The following is a 13,251-nucleotide window of genomic DNA, read 5'->3' on the forward strand; positions in this document are numbered from 1 at the left end:
GCGCTAGCGTATGTGCTCGGGCGCCATGTGCGAACGGCTGCGCAGCCGCGGCACGAAGACGGCCAGTACGAACACGCGCAGCATGTAGGGCGCAAGCCCGCGCTCGTTCAGCGCCGGGTTCACGCGGTCGCGGTAATGGTCGCGATGCAGCCGGCCCAGTTCGGACCAGTGCGCGCGTGAATGTTCGTGGTGGGCGGTGTGCAGGCCGATGTTGAACAGCAGCGGATTGACCAGCCCCTCGAAGTTGCGCGCGTAGTTCAGGCCGGCGACGGCGCGCGGGCCGCCGTCGGCATGCGCGTGCTGCAGGTAGTTGGTGGCCAGCAGCCAGTGCAGGCCGTGCAGCTGCGGAACGATGACGAACAGCAGCGCCTTCATGGGGTTGACGGCCAGCAGGCCGCCCCACAGCCCCAGCCAGGCGCCGTACTGCGCCATGCAGTAGCGCCACGCCCCCGGGCTATGTCGGCGCAGGCGGCCCAGCCACGCGAAAAACAGCGGATACAGCACCCACACGGCCTGCAGCGGGTGGATGAGGTAGCCCCACAGATGGTTGGTGTCGCCGCCGAAGCGGTAGGTGCGCGCCACGTCGCGCGCGCCGTGGCGGTAGCGGTGGTGGTTGGCGACGTGGGCGGGATAGAACACGAAGGTGGGATGGCCCTGCAGCAGCGTGATCCAGAAATCGGTGGCGCGGTTGGCCCGGCGTCCGCGCCACATGCGCAGGTGCGTATGGTTGTGGTGGATGACGCCGATGCCCAGCGTCAGGAACAGCATCAGCCCGTACAGCGGCCACCAGAATCCGTACGCCCATTGCCAGGCGGCCAGCGCAGGCAGCGCGGCCAGGTAGGCCAGGCTTTGCCAGTCGCGCCGGTTGCGCAGCGCCGGCAGCCGGCGCCGCCGCTTAAGCGCGCCCGCCAAGCGATTCTCGCTGCCGGAAGGCGTCCAGCTGGGGCGCGGCCGCCTCGGCCTTGAGCCGGGTGCGGAACAGGCGGTCCATGAAGGTGAACTGGAAGCCGTAATTGCCGTTGTAGCAGGCGTGGTGCAGATGATGGCGGCGGCTGGCGGCGAACCAGTGCGCATACGACACCCGCGGAAAGAAGTCGTAGTTGGCGTGCCCGATGCAATTGAAGAACAGGCTGAACAGCGGCACCGAGGCCAGCGACCAGAAACTGAAATCGTGCAGCACCATGGGCAGCAGGATCACGTTGCCCAGCATCAGCGCTTCGACCGGATGGAAGCTGTAGGTGGAGAACGGCGTGGTCACGACCGAGCGGTGATGCGGCAGGTGGAAGCGGCGCAGCAGCCGCGTGTGCAGCAGGCGGTGATTGATCCAGAAATGCACGTCGTTCCATACCACCAGCACCAGGATCTCGACCACGATCTGGCGCCAGCCGGCGTCCGGGTCCAGCCGCGCCCAGCCCAGCTGCACCAGGCCCCACGGGAAAATCATGCCGGTGCCGAACAGCAGGATGGACAGGCCGGACTGCGCGAACTCGCGGCGCAGCTGGCCCGGGCCGAGCGGACGCGGGTCCAGCGGGCGCCCGATGCCCAGCGCGGGCAGCAGATAATGCGTCAACAGCCAGGTGGCCGCGCCGAAAACCAGATAGATGCCGCCGAAGAACAGCAAGCCCGCCAGCATGACTTGCCAGGCGGACAGCGATTCGAAAGCCAGGGCCATGAACGTTTTGTTTCACCCGAGGAATGGCCGCATCATAAGCAATCCGTCAGCTTCCAGGCAGGATATTTATTACAAAATGAATCCAGGCGCCACAAAGCTCGCGAGCCGCCCTAGGCCGGGTACAGGCGGTTCAGTCCGGCGACCGCGCCCTCCATGCGGGCCGCCAGTTCCGCGCTTGCGCGCGGCATGGGCTGGCGCACCTCCGCGTTAAGCAGCCCGAGGCGTTCGAGCTGCGCCTTCACCGGGCCGGGATTGGGCTCGGCGAACGCCAGCCGGATGACCGGCGCCAGCGCATGGAAGAGCTTTCTGGCCTGGTCGAGCTGCTGCGTGCGCACGGCGCGGTACATGGCCACGAACAGGTCCGGCCGGATGTGGGCCGCCGCCGCGATCATGCCGGCCCCGCCCAGGCACAGCACGGACAGGGCCTGCAGGTCTTCGCCCGCCAGCACGGCCATATTGCCGTCGGCGATCAGCGCCACCGTCTTTTCCAGCGAGCCGCCGCAATCCTTGATCGCGGCGATGTTGGGATGCGCCGCCAGCCCCAGCAGGGTCGAGGTCTCCAGCGTCGCGCCGGTGCGATAGGGTATGTCGTACAGCACCAGGGGAAAGCGCGAGGCATCGGCCAGGCAGCGGAAATAGGCGGCCGCGCCCTCCTGCCCCGGCCGCACGTAGTACGGCGCCGGCGCCAGGATGCCGGCCAGCGGCCGGGTGCCGAAGGCCGCCAGGCGCTGCAGCACGTGGCCCTGGTGGTTGCCGGCCAGGCCCATGATGACGGGCAGCCTGCCCGCCTCGGTCAGCACGGCGTCCAGCACCGCCAGCTGCTCGGCGTCGTCGAGCGCCGCGGCCTCGCCCGTGCTGCCGCAGACGACCAGCCCGTCCACGCCCGCGGCGGCATAGTGGCGCACCAGGCGGCGCAAGGCCCCGCCGTCGACGGCGCCGCCGGAAAACGGCGTGACCAGCGGCACCCAGACGCCCTGGATCGGAGATTGATGAGATTGCATGTGAACACTCCTTCGGTGTGAAACGGACCGTGGTTGGACCGTACAGAAGTGCTCGGGATATCAGAGGGGATGCGCGGACGGCGCCATGCGCCGCCAGGAGGCCGCTGTTCCGTCGCCCATCTGACGGAACAGCATGCTCCGGTCAGATGAGCGGCTGTTTTTTGGATTTCAGGCCGGCGCAAGCCAGCATCGCGCACAGGGCGCGAAGCGGGAAAGCGGATTGGTTGGCCTGAGGAATCATGAATCGGGAAATCGGTGCGCGGCGAGCGCGAAAGACGGCAAATCTACCGGCAGCCCGCCGCCCTGTCAACGGCGGCGGCGCCGCGGATCACGCCAGGCTGGCCAGGAATACCGCGCACAGGGCTTCCATGCCCTGGCGGTCGTCTTCGTCGAAACGGCCCGGCAGCGGGCTGTCCACGTCCCACACGCCGATCAGTTCGCCGCGGTGCACCAGCGGCACGACGACTTCGGAACGCGAGGCCGCGTCGCAGGCGATGTGCCCGGGAAACGCATGCACGTCCGGCACCACCTGCGTCCGGCGCTGGCTGGCGGCCGCGCCGCAGACGCCGCGGTTCAGCGGGATGCGCACGCAGGCCGGCTTGCCCTGGAACGGCCCCAGCACCAGCTCGGCGCCGTCATAGAAATAAAAGCCCGCCCAGTTCAGGTCCGGCAGGGCCTGGTAGGCCAGCGCGCTCAGGTTGGCCGCATTGGCGATGCGGTCGTGTTCGCCCTCGAGCAGGGCGCGGGCCTGGGCGGCCAGCCCGGCGTACAGGGCGGCCTTGGAATCGGCTTGGATCGGGGCGGCTTCGAACATGGCGGAAATGTAACTGTACAGGCGATTATCGATGCAGGTGATTTTAGGGCCAGCCGCCATTATGGGGGCCGGGCTGCCGCCATGTGGGACAATGCTTTTCGCAAATTTCTCAACCGGGCCTCCCCAAGGGAAAAAAATGCCCGAACCTTCCTACCCTTCTTGATCAAGAAGCACTCCATGGACAAGCCTCTCGAACCTGCGTTTTCCTTTTCGGAACGCGCCCAGCAACTCACCAGCTCCGCCATCCGCGAGATTCTCAAGGTAACCGAGCGTCCCGAAGTCATTTCGTTCGCCGGCGGCCTGCCGGCGCCCGGCGGCTTTCCGGTAGAGGTAGTTCGCGCGGCATTCGACAAGGTACTGTCCACCAACGGCCGCGCCGCCCTGCAGTACGGCCCCACCGAAGGCTACGCGCCGCTGCGCCAATGGGTCGCCGACGACCTGAACAAGGCCGGCGCCAACGTCACGCCCGACCAGACCCTGATCGTGTCGGGCTCGCAGCAGGCGCTGGACCTGCTGGGCAAGGTGCTGATCGACCCGGGCAGCAAGGTGCTGGTCGAAGACCCCAGCTACCTGGGCGCGCTGCAGTCGTTCAGCCTGTACCAGCCCAAGTTCGTGCCGGTGCCCACCGACGAAGGCGGCCTGATCCCGGAAGCCATCACCCCTGAATTGGCCGCCGGCGCGCGCTTTCTGTACGCCCTGCCCAATTTCCAGAACCCCACCGGCCGCACGCTGAGCCTGGAGCGCCGCATCGCGCTGGTCAAGCGCGCCGCGGAACTGAACCTCACCATCGTCGAGGACGATCCCTACGGCGAACTGCGCTACGCCGGCGAACCGCAACCCGGCCTGATCGCGCTGGCCGCCGAATACGGCGCCAACGTCGTGCGCCTGGGCACGTTCTCCAAGGTGCTGGCCCCCGGCCTGCGCCTGGGCTACATCGCCGCCGCGCGCCCGCTCATCGACAAGCTGGTGCAGGCCAAGCAGGCCACCGACCTGCACACGCCCACGCTGACCCAGATGGCCGTGTACGAGATCGTCAAGGACGGCTTCCTGGAAGAGCACCTGCCCAACGTGCGCGAGATCTACCGCGTGCAGGGTCGCTGCATGCTGGACGCCATCGCGCGCGAGTTCCCGTCCACCGTCACCTGGACCAAGCCGGAAGGCGGCATGTTCATCTGGCTGACGCTGCCCGAGCACATCGACACCACCGCGCTGCTGCAAAAGGCCATCGCGCAGAACGTGGCCTTCGTGCCGGGCGCGCCGTTCTATTGCGGCGCCGGCAAATCCAACACGCTGCGCCTGAGCTTCGCCACGGTGCCGGAAGACAAGATCCGCACCGGCATCGCGATCCTCGGCAAGCTGCTAAAAGAAGTGTGACCCCCCGAAGCGCCTTCGGCGCTTCCCCCCAGGGGGCGCCGCTACGGACCGGCGGAGCCGGATCCGTGCGGCCCCGATCTGGGAACGCTTGTGGCGTGCGGTGAGGGTGCCTCGAATCGCTCGGGGTTCTGCTGGACAGGAAGCCGGCGCGCGGTTGTTTTATGCTGTCGGTTTTCCTTCCTCCGTTTCGCCGTGACAGTGAGCGCCCCCCAACAATCTCCCGTCGACCTCTCCGACATCGTCTTTACCGACTGGGTTGAACGCTGGCTGCCGAAATCATGGCGGCCCTATGCCCGGCTTTGCCGGCTGGACCGGCCCATCGGCACCTGGCTGACCCTGCTGCCCGCCGTCGCCGCGCTGGTGCAGGCCGCGGGCGGGCTGCCCGATCTGCAGCGCCTGATCGTGTTTTCGCTGGGCGCGCTGCTGATGCGCGGTATCGGCTGCACGGTCAACGACATGTGCGACCGCAACTTCGACAAGCACGTCGAGCGCACGCGCTTCCGGCCGCTGACCAGCGGCCAGCTCACGATGAAGAACGCCGTCTGGTTCCTGCTCGGGCAGTTGCTGGTCTGTGGCTCGCTGCTGTTTTTCCTGAACGAAATGAGCCGCTGGCTGGCCCTGGCCGTGCTGCCCTTCGTCTTCATCTATCCGCTGTGCAAGCGCGTCACGTACTGGCCGCAGGTGGTGCTGGGCATCTGCTTCAACTGGGGCATGCTGATGGCCTGGTCCGACACGCAGAACCATGTGCCGCTGGCCGCCATCGCGATGTGGGCGGGCGCCGTGCTGTGGCAGGTGGGCTACGACAGCATCTACGCCTACGTGGACGTGCGCGACGACCGCAGCCTGGGCCTGCACTCCACCGCCATGCGCTTCGGCGACCAGGGCAAGCTCTGGATCGGCGGCTTCTACGCGGCCACCGTGGCGCTGTGGGCCTGGGGCGGCTACGCCATCGGCCTGTCGTGGGCCTATCAGGTCGGCATGGCGGCGGTGGCGGTGCACCTGGCCTGGCAGCTCAAGGTGTTCGACATCCAGCGTCCCGACCGCAATTTCATGCTGTTTCGCGCCAACCTCTGGCTGGGCGCGTTGCTGGTGGCCGCCGCGCTGGCGGGCACCCTGATCCGCTGAAACGCGCCGGTTCGGGCGCAGACGGCCGCCATTCCCCCTTGACGGAGATCCGCATGCCCGCTTTGCTCAAACCCCTGGTCCTGGCCGCTGCGGCCGCCGCCGCGCTCGGCGCCCTGCCGGCCCAGGCCGCCGACTGCTCCGCGGCGCGCGGCTGCGCCGCCAAGTTCTGCCATATCGAAAACGACATCGCCGCGGCCCAGGCGCAGAACAACACGCGGCGCGAAGCCGGGTTGCGCAAGGCCCTGGCCGAAGCCCGCGCCAGCTGCACCGACAGCCGGCTGCAGGACAGCCGCGAAGCCAAAGTCCGCGACAAGCAGGCCGAAGTGGCCGAGCGCGAAAGCGAACTCAAGGCGGCCCGCGCCAAGGGCAAGCAGGACAAGATCGACAAGGCCCAGCGCAAGCTGGACGAGGCCCGCGCCGAATACGACGCCGCCCTGGCGGAACTGAACCGCTGATCCCGTTCGTCCCACCTTCCCGCCCCGCCGCAAGGGGCGCGGCCTCCTATTGCGTCATCCAATGGAAACATCACCATTGATGGGGTTATTTGGTGAAATAGCACCCGATTAGCCAAGATTTTGGAAAAATGTTTTCAGGTAATAAGGGTTTATCCCAGGGGTGATTGCGCACAGAATGCAACTCATCGGGACACAGCAAGCGAACCCCCAGGCAATCAGGCCGGCGGTTCGGCTCCCAAGCTCAAGATCAACGGAGGTCTGCCATGAAAACCCTTGCTACCGCTTTGATGCTGTCCATGTCCGTTCTGGCCGCCGGCGCCCAAGCCGCCGAAGCCGACCAAGGCGTCACGCGCGCCCAGGTCCAGGCCGAACTGCAACAAGCCAAGGCATCCGGCCAGTATACGTTCGGCGAAGAAGGCTATCCCGCCCCCATCGCCCAGACGTCCAGCCTGACCTCGCAACAGGTCCAGGCCGAACTGGCCCAGGCCAAGAACGCCGGCGAAGTGACTTTCGGCAACCTGGACTATCCGCCCGTCGCCGCCGCCGAAAAAACCACCACGCTGAGCCGCGCCCAGGTCCAGACCGAACTGGCGCAAGCCAAGGCGGAAGGCCTGGTCACCTTCGGCAACCTGGACTACCCGCCCCTGGGCAGCTGATCCCCTCCCACGGCCGCTTCCCCCCGCGGCCGCGAACAGCGCCCCAAAGCCCTCCGGCCCCGCCGGGGGGCTTTGTTTTTTGCCGATTCGACGTTTATTAATGTCGAATCGACTATTTTGTAAGCCGATTCGACTTTCTGCTCTCTACACATCGACAGCACGCGGGCATAGCATGAGGCCACTGCCTTCCCCTATCCACAGGAGTCCGCGCCATGTCCCTCGCATCATCGCCCCGTCCCATCCTGCTCCTGGGCGCCGGAAAGATCGGCTTCGCCATCGCCTTGATGCTCGAACGCAGCGGCGATTATCGCGTGCTGGTCGCCGACCAGGACCCCGCGCGGCTGCGGGCCGTGGCCGAACTCGGTTGCGAAACCCGGCAGATTTCGGATGACGACTCCGTGGCGCGCTGCATCGAAGGCCGCTACGCCGTCGTCAACGCACTGCCCTTCCATCGCGCCATCGCGGTGGCCGGCCTGTGCGCCAAAGCGGGCGTGCACTATTTCGACCTGACCGAGGACGTCGCCAGCACGCACGCCATCCAGTCGCTGGCCGCCGAGTCCCGCGGCGTGCTGATGCCGCAATGCGGCCTGGCCCCGGGCTTCATCGGCATCGTCGGCAACGCGCTGGCGCGCCGCTTCGACACCCTGCTGGACCTGCGCATGCGCGTCGGCGCCCTGCCGCGCTATCCCTCCAACGGCCTGCGCTACAACCTGACCTGGAGCACCGAAGGGCTGATCAACGAATACTGCAACCCGTGCGAGGCCATCGTCGACGGCCAGCTCACCAGCGTGCCCGCGCTGGAAGGCTACGAAACCTTCGCGCTCGACGGCGTGGAGTACGAAGCCTTCAACACCTCGGGCGGCCTGGGCACCCTGCCCGCCACCCTGCTGGGCCGCGCCCGCAACGTGGACTACAAGTCCGTGCGCTACCCCGGACACTGCGCCATCATGAAGCTGCTGCTCAACGATCTGCGCCTGCGCGACCGCCGCGACCTGCTCAAGGAGATCTTCGAAGCGGCCATCCCCACCACCGGCCAGGACGTGATCGTGATCCAGGCTTCGGCCTCGGGCCGGCGCGACGGCCGGCTGGAAGAAGAGTCCTACCCGGTGCGCATCTTCGGCGCGGACGTGGAAGGCCACCGCCTAAGCGCGATCCAGCTGTCCACGGCGGCGGGCATCTGCGCCGCGCTCGACCTGGTGGCCCAGGGCGTGCTGCCGCAGCGCGGTTTCGTGGGCCAGGAAGCGATCGACCTGGAGACCTTCGTGCACAACCGCTACGGCCGGGTGTACGCAGGCAAGCCCCTGGCGCTGGCCGGGGTCGCCCTCTGAGCGCGGCTTACTGCATGAACCAGCCGTGGCTCACGACGAATGACTGTCCGGTGAACGCGGCGCTCGGGAACGTGGAAAGAAACAGCACCGTCTGCGCGACGTCCTCGACGGTGGTGAAAACGCCATCGACGGTGCCGCCCAGCATGACGTCGCGCACCACCTCCTCCTCGGAAATGCCGAGTTCCTTCGCCTGCTCGGGAATCTGCTTGTCGACCAGCGGCGTTTTGACGAAACCGGGGCATATGACGTGCGAGCGCACGTTGTGCGGCGCGCCTTCCTTCGCCAGCACCCTGGCCAGGCCCAGCAGCGCGTGCTTGGCCGCGACGTAGGCCGATTTCAGGGGCGAGGCCTCGTGCGAATGCACCGAGCCCATATAGATCACGATGCCGCCCCGGTCGTCCTTGTACATGTGCTTGAGCGCGGCCTTCGTCGTCAGGAACGCGCCGTCGACGTGGATCGCCTGCATCTTCTTCCAGTCGGCGAAAGCGTAGTCCTGGATCGGATTGACGATCTGGATGCCGGCGTTCGAAACCAGGATATCGATCGAGCCGAATTCCTTGGCCACCTGATCGATGCCCCGGTTGACCGCGGCTTCATCGGTGACGTCCATCGCCACGCCCACGGCTTTGCCGCCGGCGCTGCGGATCGCCTGCGCGGCCGCATTCGCGCCGTCCACGTTCAGGTCTGCGATCGCGACCGCGCAGCCGGCCCGCGCCAGCGTCATGGCGATTTCCTTGCCGATGCCGCTGGCCGCGCCCGTGACGACGGCAACCTTGCCATTCAGATTGTTCATGATGCACTCCTTTGAAAAATGCCGATGATCCGGCGATGCCGCGGAAAGCCTTGAATCCAGTATATTCATCGCCTGATGAATTAATCAACGACAGGCGAGCGATGAAATTGTCTTTTCCAGATTCCTGCGATGGAACGAAGCGCGCGCGCGGACGGCCGGCCGTCAGGGAGACCGTGGACCCGGACACGCTGCTCCATACGGCGCAGCAGGTATTTGCGCGCCACGGCTACGAAGCGGCCAGCGTGCGCGAGATCGCACGCACGGCCGGCGTCGACGCGGCATTGATCGCGCATCGCTTCGGCTCCAAGCAGGAACTGTGGACGGCCATCATCGACCGGATCGCCCAACGGGCCGAGCCCATGGTCGAGGCCACGCGCAAGCTGGCCAGCGAGCCGATGGCCCCACGGGAACGGGTCGAGCGGGCGCTGGCGCTTTTCGTCGACCGGGTCATCGGCGAACCGGACCTCGGCCTGTTCTTTTCCACGGCGGCGCTGGAAGACGGGGAGCGGCTCGACCTGCTGGTCGAGCGCGTGATGCGGCCGTACTACCGCGTGCTCACGCCGCTGCTGGCCGCGGCGATGGACGCCGGCGAGATGGCGCGCCACGATCCCATGGTCATGTCGATGATGCTGCTCAATGGCATCACCAAGACGGTGTCGTACAGCCACCTGCTGGGCCGCTTTTCATCGCTGCCGCAACGGCCTCGCGCCTTCAGGAAATCGGTGCTCGGCATCGCGCTGTCGATGCTGGGGCGCTAGACCCTAGGCCCAGCCTTCCAGGCGCAGCGTGGCGCGCACCAGGCGCTGTTCTTCCTGCTCGATATCCGACAGGCTGCGGCGCACGCTGTCCACGTGGTCGGCGGCCGCCTTGCGCGCCTGCTCGGGCTGGCGCCCGGTGACGGCGTTGAACAGCCGCGCATGCTGGCGGTCGATCTGGCGCTTTTCCGGCTCTCGGTGATACAGGTTGTTCACGCAGGCGAATACCGAACCCAGCAGCAGGTCCGTCAGGGATTGCAGCGTATGCACCAGCACCGGGTTGTGCGAGGCCTCGCAGATAGCGAGGTGGAAGGCGTGGTCCAGGTGCGCGTGCGTCGTCATGTCGGTGGCCGCGTCCTGCGCCGCCACCATTTCGTCGTAGCGACGGCGGATCATGATGAAATCCGCCTCGGTGCCGCGTATGGCCGCCAGCCGCGCCGACTCCGCCTCCAGCAGCGAGCGCACCTCCAGCAGGTCGTAGAGCGTGCGCGGCTGCGAATTGAACAGGTGCATCAGCGGCCCGGCGTCCACCTTGGAAATCTGCGCCACGAACGATCCCTTGCCCTGCGAGGTATGGATGATCTCGCGCGCGCGCAGCAGCTTCAGCCCTTCGCGCAGGGCCGTGCGCGACACGCCCAGCTTTTCGGTCAGGCGGCGTTCCGAGGGCAGCGCCTGGCCGGCCTTGAGCACGCCGTCCAGGATCAGGCGCTCGATGCGCTCGGCCACCTCGTCCGCCACCTGGCGGGGTTTTGCTTCTGTTTCCGCGTACATGCGCTCTCCGTACCAGTGGTATGACCAAGCCCGCCCCCCATGGGAACCGGCCGATCAGGCCTCTGTAAGTAGCTGATATAAAACCATAAAAAATCAAGGTCTGCCCGGGACGACCAAAATAAACTGGTATGACCAGCGGGTTTTGATATGGACATCGCCGCTGGCGCGGACGATGATGTCGCGAAGAACCGCCCGGCGCGCGGCGCCGGCCAGCCTCACTTACCGTCAGAGAACCGCATGACTCAACGCATCCAGCACCACGGCCTGCAAGTGGCGGCCAATCTCAGCCAATTCATCGAACAGGAAGCGCTGCCCGGCACCGGCCTGGATGCCGACGCGTTCTGGCAGGGTTTCGCCGCCCTGGTGCAAGACCTGGCCCCCAAGAACCGCAAGCTGCTGGCCGAGCGCGACCGCCTGCAGGCCGAGCTCGACGCCTGGCACCGCGCCCATCCGGGCCCCATCGCCGACCCGGCCGCCTACCGCAAATTCCTCGAAGGCATCGGCTACCTGCTGCCGCAGCCGGCCAGCGTGCGCGCCAGCACCGACCGCGTCGACACCGAGATCTCGCAGCAGGCCGGCCCGCAGCTGGTGGTGCCCATGTCCAACCCGCGCTATGCGCTGAACGCCGCCAACGCGCGCTGGGGCAGCCTGTACGACGCCCTCTACGGCACCGACGCCATCCCCGCCACGCCGGGCGACACCGGCGGCGGCTACAACCCGCAGCGCGGCGCGGCCGTCATCGCCCGCGCCCGCGCCTTCCTGGACGGCGCCGCCCCGCTGGCCCAGGGCTCGCACGCCGACGCGCGCGGCTACAGCGTCGAAGGCGGCCAGCTGCGCGTGGCGCTGGCCGACGGCGCCACCGGCCTGAAGTCGCCCGCCCAGTTCGCCGGCTACCAGGGCCCGGCCTCCGCCCCCACGGCCATCCTGCTGGTCAACAACGGCCTGCATTTCGAGATCCAGATCGACCGCGCCCACGCCATCGGCAGCACCGACGCCGCCGGCGTGAAGGACGTGGTGGTCGAGGCCGCGCTGACCACCATCATGGACTGCGAGGACTCGGTCGCCGCCGTCGACGCGGACGACAAGGTGCAGATCTACCGCAACTGGCTCGGCCTGATGAAGGGCGACCTCACCGAGGAAGTCACCAAGGGCGGCAAGACCTTCACCCGCAAGCTGAACCCGGACCGCCAGTACACCCGCCCCGACGGCTCGCCGCTCACCCTGCACGGCCGCTCGCTCATGTTCGTGCGCAACGTCGGCCACCTGATGACCAACCCGGCCATCCTGGACCGCGACGGCCAGGAAATCCCCGAAGGCATCCTGGACGCGGTGGTCACCAGCCTGGCCGCCCTGGCCGACCGCGAGCGCAAGCTGAACTCGCGCACCGGCTCGGTCTACATCGTCAAGCCCAAGATGCACGGCCCGGCCGAGGCCGCGTTCGCCAGCGAGCTGTTCGACCGCGTCGAAGACCTGCTGAAGCTGCCGCGCAACACCCTGAAAATGGGCATCATGGACGAGGAGCGCCGCACCAGCATCAACCTCAAGGCCTGCATCGAGGCCGCCGCCAGCCGCGTGGCCTTCATCAACACCGGCTTCCTGGACCGCACCGGCGACGAAATGCACTCCAGCATGGAAGCCGGCCCGATGATGCGCAAGGGCGACATGAAGTCCACCGCCTGGATCTCCGCCTACGAACGCAACAACGTGCTGGTCGGCCTGGACGCCGGCCTGCGCGGCCGCGCCCAGATCGGCAAGGGCATGTGGGCCATGCCGGACATGATGGCCGCCATGCTGGAACAGAAGATCGCGCATCCCAAGGCCGGCGCCAACACCGCCTGGGTGCCCTCGCCCACGGCCGCCACGCTGCACGCACTGCACTACCACCAGGTCGACGTGCAGGCGGTGCAGCAGGAACTGGAACGCACCAGCCTGGACAGCGTGCGCGACGAACTGCTGCAGGGCCTGCTGACCGTGCCGGTGGGCGACCCGTCCAAATGGTCGGCCGCCGACATCCAGCAGGAGCTGGACAACAACGTGCAGGGCATCCTGGGCTACGTGGTGCGCTGGATCGACCAGGGCGTGGGCTGCTCCAAGGTGCCCGACATCCATAACGTCGGCCTGATGGAAGACCGCGCCACGCTGCGCATCTCCAGCCAGCACATCGCCAACTGGCTGCGCCACGGCATCACCAACCGCGACCAGGTCATGGAAACCTTCAAGCGCATGGCCAAGGTGGTCGACGGCCAGAACGCCGGCGATCCGCTCTACCGCCCCATGGCCGGCCACTTCGACACCTCGCTGGCCTTCAAGGCGGCCTGCGCGCTGGTGTTCGAAGGCCTGACGCAGCCCAACGGCTACACCGAGCCGCTGCTGCACAAGTACCGCCTGGAGTTCAAGGCCGCCCAGGCCTGAGCGCCGCGATGCCAACAGGCCGGACAGCGCCGCTGTCCGGCCTTTTTTGTCGCCGGGGGGCAGCAAGCACGCGTAGCGTGCGCGGCGTGGGGGCT

General features: G+C 67.3%; 13 protein-coding genes. 7 read left to right on the forward strand and 6 right to left on the reverse strand.

Annotated elements, in window-relative coordinates:
• Window positions 1-3: 3 nt before the first annotated feature.
• The 4 genes from A6B37_RS22250 to A6B37_RS22265 all read right to left on the reverse strand — a co-directional run bounded on the left by A6B37_RS22250 (window position 4) and on the right by A6B37_RS22265 (window position 3,487).
• Entirely contained in the window at window positions 4-912 is a 909-nt protein-coding gene (locus A6B37_RS22250) for a fatty acid desaturase (protein WP_102775078.1), read from the reverse strand.
• Window positions 896-1,672 carry a sterol desaturase family protein gene (locus A6B37_RS22255; protein WP_111826942.1) on the reverse strand — a complete coding sequence of 259 codons (777 nt, stop codon included), beginning with the start codon at window positions 1,670-1,672 and terminating at the stop codon, window positions 896-898. The genes A6B37_RS22250 and A6B37_RS22255 overlap by 17 nt, the downstream gene beginning before the upstream one ends.
• Window positions 1,673-1,782: 110 nt before the next feature.
• Window positions 1,783-2,673 (reverse strand): 4-hydroxy-tetrahydrodipicolinate synthase, encoded by an 891-nt coding sequence (gene dapA, locus A6B37_RS22260; RefSeq protein ID WP_111826943.1) that lies wholly within the window; start codon window positions 2,671-2,673, stop codon window positions 1,783-1,785.
• 328 nt (window positions 2,674-3,001) lie between these two features.
• On the reverse strand, window positions 3,002-3,487 hold the full coding sequence (locus tag A6B37_RS22265) for a GAF domain-containing protein (protein ID WP_102775075.1): 486 nt from the start codon (window positions 3,485-3,487) through the stop codon (window positions 3,002-3,004).
• Between the two features lie 177 nt (window positions 3,488-3,664).
• Here A6B37_RS22265 and A6B37_RS22270 point away from each other — a divergent pair, with 177 nt between their 5' ends.
• The 5 genes from A6B37_RS22270 to A6B37_RS22290 all read left to right on the forward strand — a co-directional run bounded on the left by A6B37_RS22270 (window position 3,665) and on the right by A6B37_RS22290 (window position 8,425).
• Window positions 3,665-4,861, forward strand: a complete 1,197-nt coding sequence (locus A6B37_RS22270; RefSeq protein ID WP_111826985.1) for a PLP-dependent aminotransferase family protein — start codon at window positions 3,665-3,667, stop codon at window positions 4,859-4,861.
• A 198-nt stretch (window positions 4,862-5,059) separates the two neighbouring features.
• A complete protein-coding gene (gene ubiA, locus A6B37_RS22275; protein ID WP_102775074.1) occupies window positions 5,060-5,986 on the forward strand; it encodes a 4-hydroxybenzoate octaprenyltransferase in 927 nt (308 codons plus the stop codon).
• A 53-nt stretch (window positions 5,987-6,039) separates the two neighbouring features.
• Window positions 6,040-6,441: a DUF1090 domain-containing protein gene (locus A6B37_RS22280; protein ID WP_102775073.1), complete on the forward strand. Its 402-nt coding sequence runs from the start codon at window positions 6,040-6,042 to the stop codon at window positions 6,439-6,441.
• Between the two features lie 263 nt (window positions 6,442-6,704).
• Window positions 6,705-7,097 carry a DUF4148 domain-containing protein gene (locus A6B37_RS22285; RefSeq protein ID WP_102775072.1) on the forward strand — a complete coding sequence of 131 codons (393 nt, stop codon included), beginning with the start codon at window positions 6,705-6,707 and terminating at the stop codon, window positions 7,095-7,097.
• A gap of 212 nt (window positions 7,098-7,309) precedes the next feature.
• Window positions 7,310-8,425 carry a saccharopine dehydrogenase C-terminal domain-containing protein gene (locus tag A6B37_RS22290; RefSeq protein WP_102775071.1) on the forward strand — a complete coding sequence of 372 codons (1,116 nt, stop codon included), beginning with the start codon at window positions 7,310-7,312 and terminating at the stop codon, window positions 8,423-8,425.
• 7 nt (window positions 8,426-8,432) lie between these two features.
• On the opposite strand, the gene A6B37_RS22295 is transcribed toward A6B37_RS22290, so the two are convergent.
• Complete coding sequence (locus tag A6B37_RS22295) at window positions 8,433-9,218, reverse strand: 3-hydroxybutyrate dehydrogenase (RefSeq protein ID WP_102775070.1); 786 nt, start codon at window positions 9,216-9,218, stop codon at window positions 8,433-8,435.
• Between the two features lie 101 nt (window positions 9,219-9,319).
• On the opposite strand from A6B37_RS22295, the gene A6B37_RS22300 reads away from it, so the two are divergent.
• The gene (locus A6B37_RS22300; protein ID WP_111826944.1) at window positions 9,320-9,976 is read left to right on the forward strand and encodes a TetR family transcriptional regulator; all 657 of its coding nucleotides are present in this window, start codon (window positions 9,320-9,322) and stop codon (window positions 9,974-9,976) included.
• Between the two features lie 3 nt (window positions 9,977-9,979).
• Here the strand turns inward: A6B37_RS22300 and glcC are convergent, their stop codons facing one another.
• A complete protein-coding gene (gene glcC / locus A6B37_RS22305; RefSeq protein WP_102775068.1) occupies window positions 9,980-10,744 on the reverse strand; it encodes a transcriptional regulator GlcC in 765 nt (254 codons plus the stop codon).
• A gap of 237 nt (window positions 10,745-10,981) precedes the next feature.
• Between glcC and A6B37_RS22310 the strand changes: the two genes are divergently transcribed.
• Window positions 10,982-13,156, forward strand: coding sequence for a malate synthase G (locus A6B37_RS22310; RefSeq protein ID WP_111826945.1), 2,175 nt, complete (start codon window positions 10,982-10,984; stop codon window positions 13,154-13,156).
• Window positions 13,157-13,251: the final 95 nt, after the last annotated feature.

The organism is Achromobacter sp. HZ01 (assembly GCF_003267925.1).
Classification (GTDB): Bacteria; Pseudomonadota; Gammaproteobacteria; order Burkholderiales; family Burkholderiaceae_B; genus Achromobacter; species Achromobacter pulmonis_A.

Excerpts from the sequence above, each read along its gene's own strand:
- A6B37_RS22285 (WP_102775072.1), top strand. The coding sequence starts at position 6,705 with ATGAAAACCCTTGCTACCGCTTTGATGCTGTCCATGTCCGTTCTGGCC.
- A6B37_RS22280 (WP_102775073.1), top strand. The coding sequence starts at position 6,040 with ATGCCCGCTTTGCTCAAACCCCTGGTCCTGGCCGCTGCGGCCGCCGCC.
- A6B37_RS22270 (WP_111826985.1), top strand. The coding sequence starts at position 3,665 with ATGGACAAGCCTCTCGAACCTGCGTTTTCCTTTTCGGAACGCGCCCAG.
- glcC (WP_102775068.1), bottom strand. The coding sequence starts at position 10,744 with ATGTACGCGGAAACAGAAGCAAAACCCCGCCAGGTGGCGGACGAGGTG.
- A6B37_RS22310 (WP_111826945.1), top strand. The coding sequence starts at position 10,982 with ATGACTCAACGCATCCAGCACCACGGCCTGCAAGTGGCGGCCAATCTC.
- A6B37_RS22290 (WP_102775071.1), top strand. The coding sequence starts at position 7,310 with ATGTCCCTCGCATCATCGCCCCGTCCCATCCTGCTCCTGGGCGCCGGA.
- dapA (WP_111826943.1), bottom strand. The coding sequence starts at position 2,673 with ATGCAATCTCATCAATCTCCGATCCAGGGCGTCTGGGTGCCGCTGGTC.
- A6B37_RS22300 (WP_111826944.1), top strand. The coding sequence starts at position 9,320 with ATGAAATTGTCTTTTCCAGATTCCTGCGATGGAACGAAGCGCGCGCGC.
- A6B37_RS22255 (WP_111826942.1), bottom strand. The coding sequence starts at position 1,672 with ATGGCCCTGGCTTTCGAATCGCTGTCCGCCTGGCAAGTCATGCTGGCG.
- A6B37_RS22265 (WP_102775075.1), bottom strand. The coding sequence starts at position 3,487 with ATGTTCGAAGCCGCCCCGATCCAAGCCGATTCCAAGGCCGCCCTGTAC.
- A6B37_RS22295 (WP_102775070.1), bottom strand. The coding sequence starts at position 9,218 with ATGAACAATCTGAATGGCAAGGTTGCCGTCGTCACGGGCGCGGCCAGC.